General features: G+C 59.5%; 21 protein-coding genes and 2 tRNA genes. 13 read left to right on the top strand and 10 right to left on the bottom strand.

Annotated elements, in window-relative coordinates; all coding sequences use genetic code 11:
- Nucleotides 1-3: 3 nt before the first annotated feature.
- The 4 genes from ACR0IV_RS01185 to mraZ are packed head-to-tail and all read right to left on the bottom strand — an operon-like array spanning nucleotide 4 to nucleotide 3,653.
- A complete protein-coding gene (locus ACR0IV_RS01185) occupies nucleotides 4-1,791 on the bottom strand; it encodes a peptidoglycan D,D-transpeptidase FtsI family protein (protein WP_480470378.1) in 1,788 nt (595 codons plus the stop codon).
- A complete protein-coding gene (gene ftsL / locus ACR0IV_RS01180; protein WP_480470379.1) occupies nucleotides 1,788-2,156 on the bottom strand; it encodes a cell division protein FtsL in 369 nt (122 codons plus the stop codon). The genes ACR0IV_RS01185 and ftsL overlap by 4 nt, the downstream gene beginning before the upstream one ends.
- Nucleotides 2,153-3,145 (bottom strand): 16S rRNA (cytosine(1402)-N(4))-methyltransferase RsmH, encoded by a 993-nt coding sequence (gene rsmH, locus ACR0IV_RS01175; RefSeq protein WP_480658300.1) that lies wholly within the window; start codon nucleotides 3,143-3,145, stop codon nucleotides 2,153-2,155. Before rsmH ends, ftsL begins: the two co-directional genes overlap by 4 nt.
- Nucleotides 3,146-3,149: 4 nt before the next feature.
- Nucleotides 3,150-3,653 (bottom strand): division/cell wall cluster transcriptional repressor MraZ, encoded by a 504-nt coding sequence (gene mraZ / locus ACR0IV_RS01170; RefSeq protein WP_170669849.1) that lies wholly within the window; start codon nucleotides 3,651-3,653, stop codon nucleotides 3,150-3,152.
- Nucleotides 3,654-4,555: 902 nt separating this feature from the next.
- Between mraZ and ACR0IV_RS01165 the strand changes: the two genes are divergently transcribed.
- Nucleotides 4,556-4,780 carry a DUF1127 domain-containing protein gene (locus ACR0IV_RS01165; RefSeq protein ID WP_480470381.1) on the top strand — a complete coding sequence of 75 codons (225 nt, stop codon included), beginning with the start codon at nucleotides 4,556-4,558 and terminating at the stop codon, nucleotides 4,778-4,780.
- 407 nt (nucleotides 4,781-5,187) lie between these two features.
- Here the strand turns inward: ACR0IV_RS01165 and ACR0IV_RS01160 are convergent, their stop codons facing one another.
- The gene (locus ACR0IV_RS01160; protein ID WP_480658301.1) at nucleotides 5,188-7,797 is read right to left on the bottom strand and encodes an ATP-dependent helicase; all 2,610 of its coding nucleotides are present in this window, start codon (nucleotides 7,795-7,797) and stop codon (nucleotides 5,188-5,190) included.
- A 176-nt stretch (nucleotides 7,798-7,973) separates the two neighbouring features.
- On the opposite strand from ACR0IV_RS01160, the gene ACR0IV_RS01155 reads away from it, so the two are divergent.
- From ACR0IV_RS01155 to ACR0IV_RS01145, 3 genes are all read left to right on the top strand, one after another.
- Complete coding sequence (locus tag ACR0IV_RS01155; protein WP_480658581.1) at nucleotides 7,974-9,761, top strand: sensor domain-containing diguanylate cyclase; 1,788 nt, start codon at nucleotides 7,974-7,976, stop codon at nucleotides 9,759-9,761.
- A gap of 361 nt (nucleotides 9,762-10,122) precedes the next feature.
- Nucleotides 10,123-13,560, top strand: a complete 3,438-nt coding sequence (locus ACR0IV_RS01150; RefSeq protein WP_480658302.1) for a pyruvate carboxylase — start codon at nucleotides 10,123-10,125, stop codon at nucleotides 13,558-13,560.
- Nucleotides 13,561-13,631: 71 nt separating this feature from the next.
- Nucleotides 13,632-14,015, top strand: a complete 384-nt coding sequence (locus tag ACR0IV_RS01145) for an MAPEG family protein (protein ID WP_480658303.1) — start codon at nucleotides 13,632-13,634, stop codon at nucleotides 14,013-14,015.
- Between the two features lie 9 nt (nucleotides 14,016-14,024).
- Here ACR0IV_RS01145 and ACR0IV_RS01140 read toward each other — a convergent pair whose 3' ends face one another.
- Nucleotides 14,025-14,177, bottom strand: a complete 153-nt coding sequence (locus tag ACR0IV_RS01140) for a hypothetical protein (protein WP_480658304.1) — start codon at nucleotides 14,175-14,177, stop codon at nucleotides 14,025-14,027.
- A 148-nt stretch (nucleotides 14,178-14,325) separates the two neighbouring features.
- On the opposite strand from ACR0IV_RS01140, the gene ACR0IV_RS01135 reads away from it, so the two are divergent.
- The 3 genes from ACR0IV_RS01135 to ACR0IV_RS01125 all read left to right on the top strand — a co-directional run bounded on the left by ACR0IV_RS01135 (nucleotide 14,326) and on the right by ACR0IV_RS01125 (nucleotide 15,461).
- Nucleotides 14,326-14,400 (top strand) — tRNA-Gly (locus ACR0IV_RS01135).
- Between the two features lie 34 nt (nucleotides 14,401-14,434).
- Nucleotides 14,435-14,509 (top strand) — tRNA-Gly (locus tag ACR0IV_RS01130).
- 85 nt (nucleotides 14,510-14,594) lie between these two features.
- Nucleotides 14,595-15,461, top strand: coding sequence for a GNAT family N-acetyltransferase (locus ACR0IV_RS01125; RefSeq protein WP_480692602.1), 867 nt, complete (start codon nucleotides 14,595-14,597; stop codon nucleotides 15,459-15,461).
- Here the strand turns inward: ACR0IV_RS01125 and ACR0IV_RS01120 are convergent.
- Entirely contained in the window at nucleotides 15,458-15,697 is a 240-nt protein-coding gene (locus ACR0IV_RS01120; protein WP_170615187.1) for an Lrp/AsnC ligand binding domain-containing protein, read from the bottom strand. The two genes, ACR0IV_RS01125 and ACR0IV_RS01120, sit on opposite strands and share 4 nt — an antisense overlap.
- 154 nt (nucleotides 15,698-15,851) lie before the next feature.
- On the opposite strand from ACR0IV_RS01120, the gene hisB reads away from it, so the two are divergent.
- Together hisB and hisH are read left to right on the top strand one after the other, a co-directional pair.
- Nucleotides 15,852-16,439, top strand: a complete 588-nt coding sequence (hisB, locus tag ACR0IV_RS01115) for an imidazoleglycerol-phosphate dehydratase HisB (protein ID WP_480470387.1) — start codon at nucleotides 15,852-15,854, stop codon at nucleotides 16,437-16,439.
- Nucleotides 16,440-17,078, top strand: coding sequence for an imidazole glycerol phosphate synthase subunit HisH (gene hisH, locus ACR0IV_RS01110; protein WP_480470388.1), 639 nt, complete (start codon nucleotides 16,440-16,442; stop codon nucleotides 17,076-17,078).
- A gap of 3 nt (nucleotides 17,079-17,081) precedes the next feature.
- Here the strand turns inward: hisH and ACR0IV_RS01105 are convergent, their stop codons facing one another.
- The gene (locus tag ACR0IV_RS01105; RefSeq protein WP_480658306.1) at nucleotides 17,082-17,483 is read right to left on the bottom strand and encodes a DUF2147 domain-containing protein; all 402 of its coding nucleotides are present in this window, start codon (nucleotides 17,481-17,483) and stop codon (nucleotides 17,082-17,084) included.
- Nucleotides 17,484-17,617: 134 nt separating this feature from the next.
- On the opposite strand from ACR0IV_RS01105, the gene hisA reads away from it, so the two are divergent.
- Complete coding sequence (gene hisA / locus ACR0IV_RS01100; protein WP_480470390.1) at nucleotides 17,618-18,337, top strand: 1-(5-phosphoribosyl)-5-[(5-phosphoribosylamino)methylideneamino]imidazole-4-carboxamide isomerase; 720 nt, start codon at nucleotides 17,618-17,620, stop codon at nucleotides 18,335-18,337.
- A gap of 1 nt (nucleotide 18,338) precedes the next feature.
- On the opposite strand, the gene ACR0IV_RS01095 is transcribed toward hisA, so the two are convergent.
- Nucleotides 18,339-18,731 (bottom strand): DUF302 domain-containing protein, encoded by a 393-nt coding sequence (locus ACR0IV_RS01095; protein ID WP_480658583.1) that lies wholly within the window; start codon nucleotides 18,729-18,731, stop codon nucleotides 18,339-18,341.
- Between the two features lie 174 nt (nucleotides 18,732-18,905).
- Here ACR0IV_RS01095 and hisF point away from each other — a divergent pair, with 174 nt between their 5' ends.
- The 3 genes from hisF to ACR0IV_RS01080 all read left to right on the top strand — a co-directional run bounded on the left by hisF (nucleotide 18,906) and on the right by ACR0IV_RS01080 (nucleotide 20,616).
- On the top strand, nucleotides 18,906-19,667 hold the full coding sequence (gene hisF, locus ACR0IV_RS01090; protein WP_170466287.1) for an imidazole glycerol phosphate synthase subunit HisF: 762 nt from the start codon (nucleotides 18,906-18,908) through the stop codon (nucleotides 19,665-19,667).
- Nucleotides 19,664-19,981 (top strand): phosphoribosyl-ATP diphosphatase, encoded by a 318-nt coding sequence (locus ACR0IV_RS01085; protein ID WP_480470391.1) that lies wholly within the window; start codon nucleotides 19,664-19,666, stop codon nucleotides 19,979-19,981. Before hisF ends, ACR0IV_RS01085 begins: the two co-directional genes overlap by 4 nt.
- A gap of 74 nt (nucleotides 19,982-20,055) precedes the next feature.
- The gene (locus ACR0IV_RS01080) at nucleotides 20,056-20,616 is read left to right on the top strand and encodes a hypothetical protein (RefSeq protein WP_480658307.1); all 561 of its coding nucleotides are present in this window, start codon (nucleotides 20,056-20,058) and stop codon (nucleotides 20,614-20,616) included.
- Between the two features lie 8 nt (nucleotides 20,617-20,624).
- Here ACR0IV_RS01080 and ACR0IV_RS01075 read toward each other — a convergent pair whose 3' ends face one another.
- Entirely contained in the window at nucleotides 20,625-21,083 is a 459-nt protein-coding gene (locus ACR0IV_RS01075; protein ID WP_480658309.1) for a GFA family protein, read from the bottom strand.
- Nucleotides 21,084-21,102: the final 19 nt, after the last annotated feature.

Raw genomic sequence — 21,102 nt, 5'->3', positions numbered from 1 at the left:
AGCCTAATTTGAGGTCAGCGTTATAGCAGCGCGCGCCTCAGGCTCAAGCCGGGGTCTGAGGCCCAGCAAGGGTGCCACGCGTCCGATCAGTTCGGCGGCAACGGGGACGGCGGTCCAGCCAGCGGTACGGCGCTTTTCACCGTAAGCGACGATGGACGGCTCATCGAGCGTGACAATCAGCACATATTTTGGATCGTAGGCCGGGAAAATGGTGGCAAAGGTGGCGATCACCTTGTCCTCATAATAGCCACCGCGCGGCTTGGGTTTGTCGGCGGTGCCGGTCTTGCCTGCCACGTCATAACCTTTGACATCACCAAAGCTGGCGGTACCGTCGGTCACGACTTTGCGCAGCATATTCTGCGCCTGCTTGGCGGTATTTTCGGACATCACCCGGGGCCCGTATTGTGGACCGTTACGGCGCAGGATGGTGGGGCTGACATAATGCCCGCCATTAGCAATCGCTGCGTAACCCGCGGCCAGATGCATCGGACTGGTCGAGAGGCCGTGGCCATAGGAGATGGTCACAGTGCTCAGCTCACCCCATTTCTTGGGCTTGAGCGGTTGCCCACCCTTGGCCTCGACAATCTCAAACGGGGTCGGGTCGAACATGCCCAGCGCGTTCAGAAAATCCTGCTGTCGCTGCGCACCAATCTGCAATGCCAGCCGTCCGGTGCCCCGGTTCGAGCTGTGCACGATCACATCGGCGACACTGATCTCGCCATAGTTCTTGCCGTTGAATTCCCCGATCGGGAAACGACCGATTTTCATCGGGCCCGAGGTGTCAATGATCGTGTTGGAGTTCACCAGCCCCAATTGCACCGCCTGCGCGGCAGTGAAGATTTTGAACACCGAGCCCAGCTCATACACGCCCTGCACATAGCGGTTGAACAGAGGGCTGTCCGAGGGGTCAAAGCCCGAGGTCGGCGGGCGTGGGCGGTCGTTGGGGTCGAAGGATGGCAGCGACGCGGCCGAGACGACCTCGCCCGTATGGGCGTTCATCAGAACTGCCGAAGCGCCCTTGGCGTTCATGATCTTCATGCCGCCATAAAGCACCTGTTCAACAGCCGCCTGAACGGTCAGGTCCAGCGACAGTTGAAGGGGTTTGTTGCCGTTGGCCGGGTCACGCAGGTAGTCGTCGAACTGTTTCTCGACACCTGCCACGCCGATCACCTCGGCAGCACTTACGCCCTCGCGGCCAAAGCCCGAGCCGCCCAGAATATGTGCGCCCAGCTTGCCGTTCGGGTACAGGCGCATCTCACGCGGACCGAACAGGATGCCGGGATCACCGATGTCATGCACGGCCTGCTTCTGCTCGGGCGAGATACGTTTCTTGATCCACAGGAACTTGCGATTGCCGGTGAAGTCTTTGACCAGACGCTCTTTTTCCAGATCGGGAAAGATCGCAACCAGCTGATCAGCCGCTGCGATAGGATCGATCATCAGGGGCGGCTGCGCATAGACCGAATAGGTGTCCAGATTGGTCGCCAGAATGCGCCCCTCGCGGTCGACGATATTGGCGCGCTGCATGGCAATGGAGGCGCCCGGCGCGCTGGCCAGAGGTTCCTGTGCTTCAGACGTCGCCAGAACGCCCATGCGGAAGCCCACGACCGAGAAGGCGCAGAAGAAGAACAGACCCAGCACCAGCAGGCGGCCTTCGGCGCGCGCGCGGGCGCGATCTTTCATGTCTTCGTGGCGTTTGCGGATGTTCTCACGCTCAATCGCCTTGGGGTTTTCACCCTTGGCACGGGCGTCGAGAATACGGGCCAGAGGGCGGAGCGGTGTACGGGTCATGGGATCTGCACCTCGATCAACGCTTGGACATCGGTGATGTCTTCGAGTTCAAGCGGGTCGACGATGGGCAGGTCCGGGTCCTCGCCATAGCTGATCTGATCCGCACGGCCAAACTGTTCGGCCCGCAGGGGTAGCAGGCCGAGACGTTCGAAATTCAGGTCTGCCAGTTCGCGCAGCCGGTCAGGACGGTTGAGATAGGCCCATTCAGCGTTCAGCACGGCCAACCGCGCCTGCGCCATCCCGATCTGACGCTGCAGCGATTGCGTTTCTTTCACCACCTGCTGGGTGCGGTAGTTTTCCTGATAGGCCCAGAGTGCCAACCCGAACACAGAAAGGGCCGTCAACACATACAGAATGCTCTTCATCTTGCTCTTCCCCCCAGTTGCGGCATGCCGATGGCGCGGGCCTCAATTTCCCCCGCCGGGGCGTCCGTCCGGACCGCGACGCGCAGCTTCGCCGAGCGCGCGCGCGGATTTTCCTGTAGTTCCTGCTCATCCGGGCCGACGGCCTTGCGGGTCTTGAGCGTGAATTGCGGCTGATCCTGCGCCATCTCGGGCGCGTAGCGGTTGGCGCGCCCGGTTTTTCCGGCGCGCGATTGGAAGAACCGCTTCACCATCCGATCCTCGATGGAATGGAAGGTGACGACCGCCAGTTGCCCACCGGGCTTCAGCGCACGTTCGGCGGCCATGAGGCCCTGAAACAGCTCCTCATATTCCGCATTTACCGCAATGCGCAGGCCCTGAAAGCTGCGCGTCGCCGGGTGCGACTGGCCGGGTTTCGGGCGCGGCAGGCAGGACTCGATGATCTCGGCCAGACGCAGAGTCGTGGTGATCGGTTCCTCTGCCCGCGCCTTGACGATGGCCTTAGCGATGCGGCGACTGGCGCGCTCTTCCCCGAAATGGAACAGGATATCGGCCAGTTGCGCCTCGGTCGCCGTGTTGACAAGATCGGCGGCGCTTTCGCCTTCCTGGCTCATGCGCATGTCCAGCGGGCCGTCTTTCATGAAGGAAAAGCCGCGTTCGGCCTGATCCAGTTGCATGGAAGAAACACCAAGGTCCAGCACCACACCGTCGAGACCCTGCGCATAATCATCCATGCGAGAGAACACGCCCTGCTGCATCACCAGCCGCCCCCCGTATTCCCCGGCCCAATCGGCAGCCATTTCAAAGGCCAGCGGATCACGATCCACGCCAATGACTTTCTCGGCCCCGGCCTCGAGCAGACCACGGGTATAACCGCCTGCGCCGAATGTGCCATCCAGCCAGACACCGGAGACCGGTGCCACGGCAGCCAGCAACGGGCGCAGCAGAACGGGGATGTGAGGTTTGTCCGATGAGGTCTGAGCGCCGGCCATGCCGTCACCCGTCCCCGATGCCGTCGAGATACTGCATCGGATCGAAATCATCCGGCAGATCGTCGAGCCATTCCTCGGTTGTGGCCAGTTCCTCGGCCTCATATGTCTCGGGCTTCCAGATCTGGAAGGTGTCACCGGCGGCGATAAAGAACGCCTCATTCTCAAGATCGATCTTGTTGCGCAGCTTGGCGGGCAAAACCAGCCGCCCGGTCTCGTCCACATTGGTCGGGAAAGACTGACCATGGAACATCCGCTGCAACATCCGGCGCTGCATTGAGCCACGCGGCAAAGCATCAATCTTGGCGTCCACCTCGTCGATCGCTTCCATCGTATAGCATTCAAGGTATTTGCGGCGGTGATCGCCATAGACAATCACCAGTTCAGGATTGTCACCGGGCTGCCAGTTGGGATCGGAGGCTTCAAGCACACGGCGAAACGAGGCCGGGATCGAGACCCTGCCCTTCGTGTCCACCTTATGGTGGCTTTCACCTCTAAACCTGCGCGCCAAGACGACTGTCCCTTTCGCTTGCGCCCCACCTCAAAATTCACGTTCCCCCCGGATGAAGAACGGCGGGTTGATCTGCTGCCACTGATCAACCCGCCGCATTGACCCGCTGAGCGGGATGTCCAGCTGCGCGCGCCACCTGGGGGGATGTCTGCTCGCCCGCGCGCCGGATCTGTTAAGTGATGAAAGCGAGATGCCTGTATGAAACCTGTTTTTTGTATTTTTGGTTCGGGGTCGTTTGGTGCCCCTTAACTGTCCTCGCCCTCATCGGGTAAACAAGGGATGCCATGGGAAATCATGGAAATCAACAGGAATTTTGTAAGAAGAGAACCGATTCTGGCTTCAAAATAAGATTAAAGCAATCGAAATCCGGATTAAATACACCACAGATTGTGATTCTGGCACCCATCAACACCACATATGCGCAACTCGGCGTTGAAAAATTTCCTCCCATGATTTCCCAATAATTTTCCTGAATGGCGGTAAATCCGGTGCAAGCACCCATGAAACCCAGCCGACCAGGACGAATCGCGATCGCTTAGGGGGCCAGCCCCATAGGCGACCCATGCTTTCCCATGGCACTGTCACACCACGGGCTGGATCAGAGAAGAACAGCGCTGCCCCCTCTTGATCTGACACAACATGCCCAAACAAACGCCAATCCTGCTTAAGGGATAAGCACCTTTAATCACGGCACCTGAACTGGCAAAAAGCCAACCGCATACGAAAACCTATATTTTAAAGGCAATTATTGGGGCAGCCTGGATTATCCCGACAATCCATGCATTTGCTGCATAGCAGCATTGACGACGCGAGCTATTGTGCAATCGCAGCATTTGCCTATCTTCAGTCTCAAGCAAGCGCCGGACGATGCCGGCAGCAACAAGAATGAACGGATGATGAAGATGGCAGTCGCAAGCACACAAACAGGTCTGAAAGGCGCTCCGGTATTTGGAGTCGCAGCACTGGTCGAAACCGTAAAGACCCGCGTTGCGCGCTACCGCCTGTACCGCCAGACGGTAAACGAACTGTCGGCACTGTCAGATCGCGAGCTGGCCGATCTGGGCCTGCACCGTTCGATGATCCGCCGGCTGGCCCAACAGGCCACCGAAGAGCAAACCGCGCAGTAAGCGCGACACAGATACTGAGATCAGACCCATCCTCCTCCCTTTTGGGTCTGTAATCAGCGGCAACGTCTCTCCTCCTCCCTGACGTTGCCGCACCTTATACCGGCCCTGACCGCCGGAACCTGATACATCGGGGCTCTCCTCCTCCCTGCCTCGATGTTGAAAGCGCGCGGCGACGTCACCCTCCTCCCAGACGTCGCCGCGTCTTCCTCATACCGGGATCAAACCCGGGTTCGGATACTTCGGGGCTCTCCTCCTCCCTGCCTCGGAGTTGAAAAGAACGGCGGTTCCCCTTCCTCCTCCCTGGGAACCGCCGTTTTTCTTTCCGACAACAAAAAAGGGGCGCGAACGCCCCCCTACTTCACCTGGCTAAAAATATCCCAGAGCGCGAGGCAGAGCCTCGCAAATAGTCAGAACGGCACGTCGTCCTTGGCGGTCAGAAAGCGCGAGACCACTTTCTTCACCCCTGCCTTGTCGAAATCGACCTCGACCTTGTCACCCTCGATACCGATCACCGCGCCATACCCGAATTTCTGGTGAAACACCCGCTCGCCCAGCGTGAAACTGGCGACAGCGGTCGCATCAATCACCGTGTTCCGGCTTTCTTTCGGCTGAGACATCCCATACTGCCCCTGCCGCGCCTGCAGACGTTTCCAGCCCGGAGAGTTATAGACATTCGCCTCGGCCGCGCGGCTTTCGATCCCAGCCGTTGTCTGACCGCCACCATAGAGCCCCGGCGGCGTCAGCACCTCGACATGATCCTCGGGCAGCTCATCGATGAAACGCGATGGCATCGAGTTCTGCCATTGCCCGAACACCCGCCGGTTGGCCGCGAAGGAAATCGTGCAGACCTCTTCGGCACGGGTGATGCCGACATAGGCCAGCCGCCGTTCCTCTTCGAGGCCCTTAAGGCCCGATTCGTCCATCGAGCGTTGCGAGGGGAACAAGCCATCCTCCCACCCCGGCAGGAACACGGCAGGAAACTCCAACCCTTTGGCCGCGTGCAGGGTCATGATCGAGACCTTAGCCCCGTCGTTATCCTGCTCGTTATCCATCACAAGGCTGACATGTTCCAGAAACCCCTGCAGGTTCTCGAAATTGTCCAGCTGATTGACCAGTTCCTTGAGGTTTTCCAACCGCCCCGGAGCCTCAGGCGTCTTCTCGTTCTGCCAATGCGCGGTATAGCCGGATTCGTCCAAGACGATCTGCGCCAGCTCGATATGCGTATGCTCAGGCGCGCCATAGCGGATCGGCGACACCCCATCATCGATCACCGAATCGTCGTCCATTTCGATCCGCGGGCCGCGCGTCATCGCATTCCACCGCGCCAGCCCGTCGATCAATTCACGCAACGCCTTGCCGCCCTTGCCCTTGATCAGACCATTATCGACCGCAATCCGCGCCCCATCGACCAGAGAGACCCCGTTTTCCCGCGCCACCACCTGAATGGTCTGCTGCGCCTTGTCGCCAAGGCCGCGTTTGGGCGTGTTGACGATGCGCTCGAACGCCAGATCGTCCTCGGGGCTGACCACCAGCCGGAAATAGGCCATGGCATCGCGGATCTCCATCCGCTCGTAGAATCGCGGCCCTCCAATCACCTTGTAAGGCAGGCCAATGGTCAGAAACCGGTCCTCAAAAGCGCGCATCTGGTGCGAGGCGCGCACGAGGATGGCGATTTCATCGAGATAGAATCTTGGGAAAGCCGCTTCCAAAGAACGCCCTTCTTGTTGCCTCATTGTTAATTCCCAAATGAGGCTTTTCCTACTGTCATCAGCCAAAAAGCTTTTGTGCTTTTTCAACTTGTCGAGCACATCCTCTCTTCGATTGAGTCCTTTCAAGGCACCCAATTCATCAAGACGCTCTACTTCCCTCATCATTTGATCGGATCGAGAGTTTTGCCTTCGTTTTGCAACAGGCGAACTACCACTAACATAGTCTTCGATCTGCTCTCCGACCCAACGAGCCTCTTCTTCGCCGTCCCAGTGACCGATTAGACGGACCTCTTCACCGTCTCGCGCTGCCGTCCACAGTTCTTTGCCCAGTCGGTTCTCGTTACCACGAATAACATTCGACGCAGCCGCCAGAATATGCGGGGTCGAGCGGTAGTTCTGCTCCAGCCGCACCACGAAAGCGCCGGGAAAATCCTTTTCGAACCGCAGGATGTTGCCCACCTCGGCCCCGCGCCAGCCATAGATCGACTGATCATCGTCGCCGACGCAACAGATGTTCTTGTGCCCCCCAGCCAACAGGCGCAGCCAAAGGTACTGGGCGACGTTTGTATCCTGATACTCGTCCACAAGGATGTAGCGGAACCAGCGTTGATATTGCTCCAGCACATCCGGATGCGTCTGAAAGATCGTAACCATGTGCAGCAGCAGGTCGCCAAAATCCACTGCGTTCAGCTCGCGTAGGCGGGTCTGGTATTGGGCATAGAGTTCGATGCCCTTGTGATTATAGGCCCCCGCATCCGCAGCAGGCACCTTGTCGGGCGTCAGCGCTCGGTTCTTCCAGTCATCGATGATCCCGGCCAGCATCCGCGCGGGCCAGCGTTTGTCATCGATATTAGCCGCTTGCGTCAGCTGTTTCAGCAGCCGCTTCTGATCGTCCGTATCCAGAATGGTGAAGTTCGATTTCAGATCGACCAATTCCGCATGGCGGCGCAGCAGCTTGACGCAGATCGCGTGGAAGGTGCCCAGCCACGGCATCCCCTCGGCAGGTCGGCCCAGCATACGGCCCACCCGCTCTTTCATTTCACGCGCGGCCTTGTTGGTGAATGTTACGGCCAGAATCTCATTCTCGCGCACCCGATGGGTTCTAAGCAGATGGGTGATCCTCGCGGTCAGTGCCTTGGTCTTGCCCGTCCCGGCCCCGGCCAGCATCAGCACCGGACCATCCAGCCGCTCAACCGCTTCGCGCTGCGCCGGATTTAGGTCGTTGAGGTATTCTGCCGAGGCCGCAGGCATCGCCCGCGCCGACAGCGATGCGCCTTCGAAGGCGTCCATTTCGTCAAAACTGCTCATGGCTCCAAACTACGCCGGATGGGCGCGAAGGGAAAGGGTTTGTTCACGGCTTGTTCACAAGGAATTTGCCAGTCGATCCGATCAATTCTAAACAAACATCCGGCGTCATTAACCCCTTGTCAAACCTTGCCAAACATCCTGATCCCATTGCTGTGGGAGCGTGGGTTATGAAACAGATGGATCAGACAGGCCGAACCTCGGGCCTGAAAATTGCGGGCATCTCGCTGATGCTGATGGCGCTGACTGCGCTGGCGGGCTGGGGGATTTACGCAATTCCGGCCCCGGTGGTGGACCGAATGCTGGAATCAGATCTGCGACACCGCGCGGCGCAATTGAACCAACAGGTCGCCTCGCACCTGTTCGATGTCGAGGCAACGTTCCAAAACGGCGTTCTTGACGAACATGATGAGGAGTTTCTGGAGCTTTTGCCCGAAACTTCGGACATTTATCGCTTCAAGCTGTTCGACAGCGAAGGGCGCGTGTTCTGGTCAACCCGTCCAGGCGATGTCGGAGCCGTGAACTCCGATTCCTACTTTCAGGAAATCGTTGCAGCGGGAGGATCCTATTACAAACATGAGGAAAAACCGATCTCTGAGGTCAATTCCCTTGACCATGAAGCGATGGCCAGGTCGGGCAAGAAAACCTGTCACGTGGCCGAAATCTATACGCCTGTCATCAAGGATGGCCAGTTTCTGGGCGCCATTGAGTTCTATTCGGACATCACGCCGCAGCGTGATCTGTTCATCACCCGCGTCCGGTGGTCGTTGGCCGTGCTCTGCAGTGTGGCCCTTCTGGCGCTGACAGCGGTGATTCTGGTGATCTATTGCACGAATCGCAGGCAGGTCCGCGATCTGCGGGTGCGCGCCGCCAAGGAGCGTGAATTGATGGATGACCAGCTGCGCCTGGCGCGCGAAGTGCGCCTGCTGGGCGAGTTGAATGAGTGGCTGCAATCCAGTCGCTCTCTGGATGAACTCTTCGACATGGTATCGCGCTTCATGACCCATATCCTGCCCGAGGCTGAAGGCAGCGTGTATGTCTATTCCAATTCACGCGACGTGCTGGATGGATGCGCCAGCTGGAATGGCGGCTCGCACAAGGCGCATATTCATCCCGAAGGCTGCTGGGGGCTGCGGCGTGGGCGAACATATGAATTCGGAGCCTCCGAGATCGATTTCGTCTGCGAACATGCCGAACCGCATGACGGGCGGCCTTATTTCTGCTTCCCCATTCTTGCCCATGGCGAGACCGTAGGCCTGTTGCATCTGCGCGCGCATGATGGCAGCGGCGCGGAGTTCCACGACAGCAAGAAGCTGGCGCAGCTCTGCGCGGAACAGATCAGCATGGCGATTGCCAATGTTCGGATGCGCGATCAGTTGCACGACCAGTCGGTACGTGACCCTTTGACCGGGCTGTTCAATCGTCGCCATATGACTGAAACCCTGCGCAAGTCGATCAGCCGCAGCCAGCAGACGGGTGCTCCGCTCAGCATGATCGCGGTGGATGTCGATCATTTCAAAAAGTTCAACGACACCCATGGGCATGACGCTGGCGACATGGTGCTGCGCGCGGTTGGCGCGGCGCTCGAACAGGGATGCGACCGTGATGAGATTGCTTGCCGGATAGGGGGCGAGGAGTTCATGCTGATCCTGCCCGATAACACCCCGGATGACGCCATGACCCGCGCCGAACAGGTGCGGCAGGCGGTCGAGGCGGTCTCGGTTCGCTATGGAGAGAAATCGCTGCCCCGCATCACCATCTCGGTCGGAGTTGCGCATTATCCGATGCATGGCGTGATGCCGCAGGATCTGATGCGGACCGCCGACGATGCGCTTTACGCGGCCAAAGACAAGGGTCGCAATCAAGTACAGGTCGCGCGATCCGGAGCTATCACCGAGACCTCGGCTGTGGCGGGTGGTGCTACCGCGCGGCCCGCCAAGGGGGCATCCAAGCGTCCAGCAGCCTGATCCCGGCCGGGCAGGACGTATTGCGCAGTCAGCTCGACGTCATTGCGAGGCCCCGAGCTGGCCTTGGGCCCGAAGCTCGCCGATTCGTGTCTCTACACTTGTGTAACGTTTGATTCGGCCAGGCTGTATTCGCCCGTTCGGGCGGCTGGAAGGATGGTGGCGCTTAGCACCGCTGAAAACTGGTCATTTTCTTTGCCAATAAAACAATATTTGGTGCTGCGCCGCAGCATGTGTAAAAGAAAAGCGCCAAAAGGCGGCGTTTGCGAGCGATAACATGCCGGTTCTACCCAGAACTACAGATGTACGTGGCCGTATTGTCCGCCTAATCACAAGGCCACACCTATAATGACCGGGACCTGAAATGACAGACTTCAAGAAAATCCTGATCGCCAACCGCGGCGAGATTGCGATCCGCGTGATGCGGGCCGCGAACGAGATGGGCAAACGCACCGTCGCGGTCTTTGCTGAGGAAGACAAGCTGGGCCTGCACCGGTTCAAGGCGGATGAGGCCTATCGCATTGGTGAAGGATTGGGTCCGGTCGCGGCTTATCTGAGCATTGATGAGATCATCCGCGTTGCCAAGGAAAGCGGTGCAGATGCCATCCACCCCGGTTACGGCCTGCTGTCCGAGAACCCGGATTTCGTGGATGCCTGTGTGCAGAACGGCATTACCTTCATCGGCCCCAAGGCCGAGACCATGCGTGCGTTGGGAGACAAGGCCAGCGCCCGCAAAGTCGCCATCGCGGCAGACGTACCGGTCATCCCGGCGACCGAGGTTCTGGGCGACGATATGAAGGCCATCAAGGCCGAAGCGGCCGAGATTGGCTATCCGCTGATGCTGAAAGCCAGCTGGGGCGGCGGCGGGCGCGGGATGCGCCCGATCCTGTCCGAGGATGAGCTGGAAGAGAAAGTGCTGGAAGGCCGTCGCGAGGCCGAAGCAGCCTTCGGCAACGGCGAAGGCTACCTGGAAAAGATGATCACCCGCGCCCGCCATGTCGAGGTGCAGATCCTTGGCGACAAGCATGGTGAGATCTACCACCTGTATGAACGCGATTGCTCTGTCCAGCGGCGCAATCAGAAGGTCGTGGAGCGCGCGCCTGCCCCCTATCTGACCGAGGAGCAGCGCGCCGAGATTTGCGAACTGGGCCGCCGCATCTGTGCCCATGTGAACTATGAATGCGCGGGCACGGTCGAGTTCCTGATGGATATGAACACGGGCAAGTTCTACTTCATCGAGGTCAACCCGCGCGTGCAGGTGGAACACACCGTCACCGAGGAAGTCACCGGCATCGACATCGTGCAGGCTCAGATCCTGATTGCCGAGGGCAAGACTCTGGCCGAGGCCACCGGAAAGGCCAGCCAGGACGAGGTGCGCCTGAACGGCCACGCGCTGCAGACCCGAGTGACCACCGAAGACCCGCTGAACAACTTCATCCCGGACTATGGCCGCATCACCGCCTATCGCTCGGCCACCGGCATGGGCATCCGTCTGGATGGCGGTACCGCTTATGCGGGCGGGGTGATCACGCGGTTCTACGATTCACTGCTGACCAAGGTCACCGCCTGGGCGCCGACGCCTGAGAAGGCGATTGCCCGGATGGATCGCGCGCTGAGGGAGTTCCGCGTGCGCGGTGTTTCCACCAACATCGCCTTTGTCGAGAACCTGCTGAAGCACCCGACCTTCTTGTCGAATGAATACACCACCAAGTTCATTGACGAGACGCCGGACCTGTTCCTGTTCAAGAAGCGCCGCGACCGGGGCACCAAGGTTCTGAACTATATCGCGGACATCACCGTGAACGGCCATCCGGAAACCAAGGACCGCCCTGAGCCCCGCGCCGATCTGAAAGAAGCCAAAGCGCCCGCGCCGAAGGCCGAGCCGCAAATGGGCACGCGCAACCTGCTGGAGCAGAAGGGCCCGCAGGCGGTTGCCGACTGGATGAAGGCACAGCGTCAGCTGCTGATCACCGACACCACCATGCGCGATGGGCACCAGTCACTGCTGGCGACCCGGATGCGTTCAATCGACATGATCAAGATAGCACCGACCTACGCGGCCAACCTGCCGCAGCTGTTTAGTGTCGAGTGCTGGGGCGGCGCGACCTTTGATGTGGCCTATCGCTTCCTGCAGGAATGCCCGTGGCAGCGTCTGCGCGACCTGCGCGAGGCGATGCCGAACCTGATGACCCAGATGCTGCTGCGCGGGGCAAACGGGGTTGGCTATACCAACTACCCCGACAACGTGGTGCAGGAATTCGTGCGTCAGGCGTCGACGAATATCGATGTGTTCCGTGTCTTCGACTCGCTGAACTGGGTTGAGAATATGCGGGTCGCGATGGATGCGGTCGTTGAGAACGGCAAGATCTGTGAGGGCACAGTTTGTTACACCGGTGACATTCTGGACCCGGATCGCGCCAAATATGACCTGAAATACTATGTCGGCATGGCGAAAGAGCTGCGCGACGCAGGCGCGCATGTGCTGGGTCTGAAGGACATGGCGGGGCTGCTGAAACCGGCCTCGGCCCGCATCCTGATCCGCGCGCTCAAGGAAGAGGTCGGCTTGCCGATCCATTTCCACACTCATGACACCGCCGGCATCGCCAGCGCCACCATTCTGGCCGCGTCCGAAGCGGGCGTGGATGCGGTGGACTGCGCGATGGATGCGTTCTCGGGCAATACGTCTCAGGCTACGCTGGGCACTGTGGTCGAGGCGCTGCGCCATACCGAGCGTGACACCGGATTGGACATCAAGGCGATCCGCGAGATCAGCGATTATTTCGAGGCCGTGCGTGGTCAGTATGCGGCCTTTGAGTCGGGCCTGCAGGCCCCGGCCTCCGAGGTCTATCTGCACGAGATGCCGGGTGGTCAGTTTACCAACCTCAAGGCACAGGCACGCAGCCTCGGCCTGGAGGAGCGCTGGCACGAGGTCGCCCAGATGTATGCGGATGTGAACCAGATGTTCGGCGATATCGTCAAGGTGACGCCGTCGTCGAAGGTTGTCGGTGACATGGCGCTGATGATGGTCAGCCAGGGCTTGACCCGTGATGACGTGGAAAACCCCGGAACAGAGGTGGCCTTCCCTGACTCGGTCATCGACATGATGCGCGGCAATCTGGGCCAGCCTCCGGGCGGGTTCCCGGATACGATCATCCAGAAGGTTCTTAAGGATGAAGCGCCCAACACCGAACGCCCCGGCAAACATGTCGAAGCCGTCGATCTGGAGGCCACCCGCGCCGATCTGTCCAAACAGCTGGACGGGAAAGAGATCGACGACGAGGACCTGAACGGATACCTGATGTATCCCAAGGTGTTCCTGGATTACATGGGCCGCCACCGCACCTATGGTCCGGTCCGCACCCTGCCCACGCGCACGTTCTTCTACGGCATGGAGCCGGGTGAGGAGATCACTGCCGAGATCGATCCGGGCAAGACACTGGAAATCCGCTGTCAGGCAATTGGCGAAACGGATGAGAATGGTGAGGTCAAGGTGTTCTTCGAACTCAACGGCCAGCCCCGCGTCATCCGGGTCCCGAACCGTCTGGTGAAAGCTTCGACGATACAACGCCCGAAAGCCGAGGTAGGTAATCCGAACCATATTGGCGCGCCAATGCCGGGTGTCGTCGCCACCGTCGCCGCTGTCGCGGGCCAGGAGGTCAAGGAAGGCGATCTGCTGCTGACCATCGAGGCAATGAAGATGGAAACCGGCATCCATGCCGAACGCGACGCGGTGATCAAGGCCGTGCATGTGCAGCCCGGCGGTCAGATTGACGCAAAGGACCTGCTGGTGGAACTGGATTAACCGGTTTAGCGTTCTAAGCTGACAGGGGCCGCTCGGAGAACCGAGCGGCCTTTTCAACATCAGGAGACCCCATGCTGACCATCACCCCGGTCTACGCCGCGCTGATCGCATTTCTTTACGTCGCGCTCAGCGTAAATGTCATCCGGCAACGTCGGGCGGGCAAAATCTCGGTTGGAGATCATGGCGACAAGGCCATGATCAAGGCGATGCGAACCCACGCGAACTGCGCCGAATACGCCCCTTTTGCATTATTGCTAATCGCTATGGTCGAATTACAGGGTGCTGGCGGCTGGCTTGTGAACCTGCTGGGGCTGTCACTATTGGCGGGACGGTTGCTGCACGCTTATGGCTTTGGCAAAACACCACAGATCATCATATTGCGCCAGATCGGCATGGGTCTGACATTCACCGCAATTCTGATTGCAGCGATCGCGAATCTCGTATTGGCAGTATGAGCGCGCGATTTAACCCGTCAGAACCTGTGTCTCGATCAAAGGAGCATGCGGGAAGTTAGGCTGCACCTCTGCCAGTGTTTCATCGCTTTGACCGCAGATCAGGGTGGTCAGAACAATCAATGCGGCCAGCGCTGCCATTTTAATATCTGCAATATCTGTCATTTCCTGTGCCCAAGCCCTCGTTTCGTTCACTGCGATAGTTCTTAAACACGCCAACCCCTGAATTCCGTCGAAAGATTTTTGCCGTTTTTTGTGTTTTTCCGCTTGCAGCCTCGTGTGGGAATTTATACATCCCTCCTCACTCAACGGCGCGGGCGTAGCTCAGGGGTAGAGCATAACCTTGCCAAGGTTAGGGTCGGGCGTTCGAATCGCCTCGCCCGCTCCATTGAGAGGTCTTCGGACCAACATATGTATCTGATGCGGGCGTAGCTCAGGGGTAGAGCATAACCTTGCCAAGGTTAGGGTCGGGCGTTCGAATCGCCTCGCCCGCTCCAGATACCAAACTCTCCGAACATGCTGGTTCTTTGGCAGGCAATGCGCCATTCTGGCCGTGATTTCAATCATGCACGGAATTCGCCTATGTCGGACTATGTCATTCGCCCCCTTACCGCTGATGAAGTCGAACATGCCGTGGATTGGGCCGGTCGCGAGGGCTGGAACCCCGGCGTGCACGATGCGAAGTGCTTTCGCCCGACAGACCCCGACGGGTTTCTGGGCGGGTTTCTGGATGATGCGATGATCTCATCCGTTTCAGCCGTGAATTACGATGACCGGTTTTCCTTTCTGGGATTCTATATCGTGAAGCCCGAGTTCCGGCACCATGGCCATGGGCTTGAAATCGCGCAGCACGCGCTGGCCCATTGCACGGGACGCAACATGGGGCTGGACGGTGTGGTCGAACAGCAGGACAATTATCGCAAGTCCGGCTTCACCTTTGCTTATAACAACTATCGTTTCGCCGGGACGAAACACCTGATACTGGCCAAGCTAGAAACCGGGCCGAACGATCATATTGTTGATCTGAACCGCGCGTCAGATGAATTGAAGGCATATGATCGCGCGCTGTTCCCCGCACCTCGCGACCTGTTTCTGGAAAGCTGGCTGAGCGCTTACAGCCACGTTTCAAAACTCTATACCGAGAATGGCAGGATCAGGGGCTATGCTACGCTGCGCCCCTGTCTGACGGGTTACAAGGTCGGCCCCCTGTTTGCGGACACGACAGAAATAGCGAGGGCGTTGCTGGCCGCTGTCCTTTCGACGATTCCCGAGGACCACAACGCGCATGAGGTATTCGTCGACATGCCTCAACCCAACCCCTCGGCCTTTGCGCTGGCCGACGAGCTTGGGCTGGACAAGGTCTTTGAAACCGCGCGGATGTACTCCGATCACGAACCGGATATTGATCTGAGCCGAATCTTCGGCGTGACGACGTTTGAGCTGGGTTAGAACGCCTTGAACGTCATCGTGGTCAGCGAGCGTTCGATATTGGGAATCACCAGCAGGTTTTCATTGATGAAATGGCCTACATCCTCGGTTTCGGGGATGTAGAGCTTCAGCAGCAGGTCATATTCGCCGCTAGTGGAATACAGTTCGGAATGGATTTCACGCAGGGCGATCTCTTCGGCCACCTTGTAGGTGGAGCCGGGTTTACAGCGGATCTGGATGAAGACGCAGGTGGACATGGGCCGGGCCTTGTTGGTTCGTGTTGACCGCAGGCTGGCACGGGCCGCGCCCGGGTGCAATCCCCTGCAACAGTTTGCGATGAAGGCTCAAAGCGGTCTGGATAGGCCGCCCGTCCGCGTCTATAAGCGCCCCTGTAGCAAAAGGAATTCGCCCATGCGCAGCGCTAAGATCAACCGTCAGACCGCCGAGACCGAGATCTCGGTTCAGGTCAATCTGGACGGCACCGGCCAGTATGACAATCAGACCGGCGTTGGGTTTTTCGACCATATGCTGGACCAGTTGGCGCGCCATTCGCTGATCGACATGACGATCCGGACCAAGGGCGATTATCACATCGATGATCACCACACAGTCGAGGATACCGGAATCGCGCTGGGTCAGGCGCTGACACAGGCTCTGGGCGACAAGAAGGGCATCCGGCGCTATGGCGAATGCCATCTGCCCATGGATGACGCGCAGGTGCGCTGTGCGCTGGACCTGTCGGGCCGCCCGTTCCTGATCTGGAACGTAGATTTGCCGACGCAAAAGATCGGCACGTTCGACACCGAGCTGGTGCGCGAGTTCTTTCAGGCGCTGAGCACCCATGGCGGTATCACGCTGCATATCGACCAGTTGCACGGCTTCAACAGCCACCACATTGCCGAGGCTGCCTTCAAGGCCGCCGCTCGCGCATTGCGCGATGCGGTCGAGACCGATCCGCGTAAGGCGGATGCGATTCCGTCCACCAAAGGCGCGCTGTAAATGCTCACCGCCATTATCGACTACGAGAGCGGCAACTTGCACTCGGCAGAGAAGGCGTTTCAGCGCATGGCGCGCGAGGTGGGTGCAGGTGAGGTTGTTGTGACCTCGGACGCGGATGTTGTGGTGCGGGCGGATCGTTTGGTGCTGCCCGGTGACGGTGCTTTTCCGGCCTGTGCCGCCGAATTGCGCGGCCATAAAGGCATCTATGACGCGATGGTTGAAGCCGTCGAGCAGAAAGGCCGCCCGTTTCTGGGCATCTGCGTCGGCATGCAACTGATGGCGTCCAAAGGCCACGAATATACCGAGACCGACGGTCTGGACTGGGTGGCCGGAGACGTCGTGAGGATCGAGCCCTCGGACAGCGCCCTCAAGGTGCCGCATATGGGCTGGAACAATCTGGTGCTGGAAAGCGATCACCCGGTCTTTGATGGGGTGAAATCAGGTGATCACGCCTATTTTGTCCACTCCTACCATTTCCGGGTGACCGATCCGGCGCAACGGTTGGCTTATGTGGACTATGGGCAAGAGGTCACGGCCGTGATTGGCCGCGACACGATGGTTGGGATGCAGTTCCACCCTGAGAAAAGCCAGGATGTCGGCCTGCGCATGATCGGCAACTTCCTGACCTGGGCGCCCTAAGCGCTATTGCACGCGGGTCCAAACCTGCCCGCGGCACACCAGACCACCGGCGACGCATCCTTTGACGGTCAGCTTGTTATGGCCGTCCAGCGACATTTTCGAGCTGTAGGTCTTGTCGCGATCCGGGGCCCAGATCTTGCCGTCGTCATAATTGCCACCGCCTTCGGGGATCATGTCCCAGATGATCTGCTTGCCGAGGTTCTCATATTCCAGCTGCTGGTTGCCGTCAGCATCAAAGGCGCTGTCGATGGTGCCGCAGATGGCGCTGCCGCATTCGGAAATCGACACATGCAGATAGCCACCCGTATCCCCCGGAGCAGTCTTCCAGAGGCCGTCCACCGGATCGGCGGCAAAGGCGCTTGTCGCCATCGCGGTGAATACCGCCGCAAGAGTATATGTCTTCATGGTTGTCTCCCTGTCTTTCCGGTCAGTCTGACCTGCCGTTCGGCACCGGGCAAGATTGACTTAGCGTCGCGTTGCGCCCCTGCCCTGCCTGTGCGATATCCCGCGCGTGTAACAGAGATATAGGGCCGCCCGACATGATCCTCTACCCCGCTATCGACCTTAAAGACGGCAATGCCGTGCGCCTGCTGCGTGGTGAAATGGATAAAGCGACGGTCTTTAACGAAGACCCAGCGGCGCAGGCCCGCGCCTTTGTCGAGGCGGGATGTGAATGGCTGCATCTGGTGGACCTGAACGGCGCTTTTGCTGGGGAGCCCGTCAATGCAGCACCCGTTGAGGCCATTCTGAAAGCCTGTGACGTGCCCGCGCAGCTGGGTGGTGGGATCCGCGATATGGCCACGATCGAAACCTGGATCGAAAAAGGTCTGGCGCGGGTGATTCTGGGCACCGTTGCGGTCGAAAACCCCGATCTGGTGCGCGAAGCGGCCAAAGCCTTCCCCGGCAAGGTTGCCGTGGGCATCGACGCGCGCAACGGCATGGTCGCCACCAAGGGCTGGGCCGAAGAGACCGATGTGCAGGTCACTGATTTGGCCCGCAGTTTCGAGGACGCAGGCGTCGCCGCGATCATCTACACCGACATCAACCGCGACGGAGCGATGCAAGGCCCGAATATCGAGGCCACGGCAGCGCTCGCGCAGGCGGTTTCGATTCCAGTGATTGCTTCGGGTGGCGTCAGCTCTCTGGACGATCTGATCGCCCTGCGCGATTGCGGTGTCGAGTTGAACGGTGCGATCTCGGGCCGCGCGCTTTATGATGGCGCGATTGACCTGAAAGAGGCCATTCGCGCCCTGAGCTGAGTTACTGCGTGGCAGCGGCGGTCAGTTTCGCCAGCGCACCACGCATTTTCTCGACAACGGGTGAGTTTTCGACGCCATCGAGCTCGTCCATCGTCTCTTTCGGGTCCTCATAGGCCAGCCACACTTGCCCGTTCGCGTCCTCATAGGCCTGCACCTTCAGCGGCAGGAACAGTCCCGCGCGCGGGTCGATCTGCATGGCGGGGGTGCCCAAAGCTGGGTTGCCAAAGATCAGCACCTGATTGGGCGGGATCGGCGTGCCGACCTTTTCCGCCCCTGCGGCATGGTCCACACGCGCAAACACAGTCGCGCCCGCGTTGCCAACTGCTGCTTCGAGCGCGTCCAGCGCTTCGGCCACGGATTTGTTGGTCTCTACTTTGATGATGTCTTCAGCCATGGCGGAAAGTGCGCCTCCGAATGTGAGTATTGAAGCCAGAATAAGATGTCGCATCTCGATAATCCTTTTCATGAATTTCACCTCTAATTTCCATGGCTTCACGTCAGATCACAATCACAAGTCTGGCATCGGCAGGGCTTTGCCGGTAAGGGTGCCCGCAATAGAGGACACCCCATGCTGAAAACCCGCATCATTCCCTGTCTGGATGTCGCCGATGGCCGCGTGGTCAAAGGTGTGAATTTCGTTGGTCTGCGCGATGCGGGCGACCCGGTGGAATCGGCCAAGGCCTATGACGCTGCCGGAGCGGATGAGATCTGTTTTCTGGACATCCATGCGACGCATGAGAATCGCGGCACCATGTTCGATGTGGTCCAACGCACGGCAGAGCAGTGCTTTGTGCCCCTGACCGTAGGTGGTGGCGTGCGCACCAAAGATGACGTGCGGGCCCTGTTGCTGGCGGGGGCCGATAAGGTCAGCTTCAACTCGGCCGCCGTCGCGAATCCGGACGTCATCGCCGAGGCGGCAGACCAGTTCGGCAGCCAGTGCATCGTCTGCGCCATCGACGCCAAGACGGTCAGCCCCGGCAAGTGGGAGATTTTCACCCATGGCGGTCGCAAACCCACCGGCATCGACGCGGTTGAGTTCGCCAAAACCGTAGTTGCCAAAGGTGCGGGGGAAATCCTGCTGACCTCGATGGATCGCGATGGCACCAAAGCCGGGTTCAACCTGCCCCTGACCCGCGCGATCAGTGACGCGGTGGATGTGCCGGTGATCGCCAGCGGAGGCGTCGGCAATCTGGATCATCTGGTCGAAGGCGTTACCAAGGGCGGGGCCAGCGCGGTTCTTGCCGCCTCGATCTTCCATTTCGGCGAATACACCATCCGCGAGGCCAAGGAGCACATGGCCGCCGCTGGCATTCCGATGAGGCTGACATGAGTATCCTTCACGATCTGGCCGCCACGATCGAGGCCCGCAAAGGGGCAGACCCTGACAGCAGCTGGACCGCCAAGCTGCTGGCCAAGGGTCCTGAGAAATGCGCCGAGAAGTTCGGCGAAGAAGCGATCGAGGCAATCATCGAAGCGGCCAAGGGGGACAGGGAGAAGCTAACCTCCGAAGCGGCAGATGTGCTCTATCACCTGCTGGTCATGCTGGCCGCGCGCGAAGTGGCGCTGGACGATGTGCTGACAGAACTGGCCCGTCGACAGGGCACCAGCGGCATTGCTGAAAAAGCGGCCCGCCCTCAGAGCTGATCATCCGGGTTCCGTGCGCAAGCTCAGCCCGTTATACTCTGACGTCGGAGTATAGCGAGGCGAAGGGCGCGTGAATGATCAGAATATTGGCGTTTGCAACTGTGCTTGCCACCCTCGCCGCCTGCGCCATGCCTCCGCCGTCGACAGGGGACGAGGTGCAGCGCCTGGCTGCGGAAATCCAAAGCCTCGGCCCCGATATTGACCCGGAAGAGGCCACCCGAGCCGCCCGTATCACCTATGCCTACACCGCTCAGCTGGTGCAGGAATACGAAATCACCGACCCGCCCTTGATCCACAACGCCAAGGTCAACAAGGGCCTGCGCCCGCGTGGCCTGTGCTGGCATTGGGCCGAGGATATTGAGCGCCGGTTGGATCGGGAACAGTTCCGCACGCTGGAGATGCACCGCGCCATCGCCAACGCGGACAATCCGTTCCGCATCGACCACAGCACCGCCATCATCAGCCGCAAGGGTGAGAGCATGTATGACGGCGTCGTACTGGACCCGTGGCGATATGGCGGCGTGTTGTATTGGGGGCCGTTGGTCGAAGACACGCGCTATGATTGGCTCCCGCGTGAAGTGGTGTTGGAGAAGCGGCGTCTGGAACAGGCGGCCCAACTAAAACCAGTGAACTGAACCATAGCCTAACGCCCGCGTTCGGAATACGCCTCCATGAGGGATTGCAACTCGTCGCGGCTTGCAGGGGCCTGCGCATAGCTGTGAACGGCGGGAACCTGCGCCCACGGCATCTTTTCATCGGTCATGACCTCGACAAATGGCTCGAATAGCGCGGCCTGATTCAGGATCGATGTGCGCAGGTTGATGCGTTCGGGGGCGTGGTCAAGTTGGGAATAGACGATGTTCAGGCAGGACTTGCAGAAATAATGCGCCCGCCCATCAGAGCGGAGCCCGCCCCGAACCAACGCGCCGGTACAGGAAACCGCATCGACCGGGAACATGGTGGTCAGGGTATATGCACTTGCGCTGAGTTTCTGGCAGTCGCGGCAATGACAGGCCACGGTCAGAAGGGGCAACGCAGCTACACGGACCTGCACGGACCCACACAGGCAGGCACCCTCGTAGGGAGGTTGGGGAAATGCCATAGATGATCACTCATTTTCT

Source organism: Ruegeria sp. C2, from assembly GCF_056537765.1.
The sequence above is the reverse complement of the archived record's forward strand: the minus strand, read 5'-3'. Positions and strand labels throughout refer to the sequence as shown.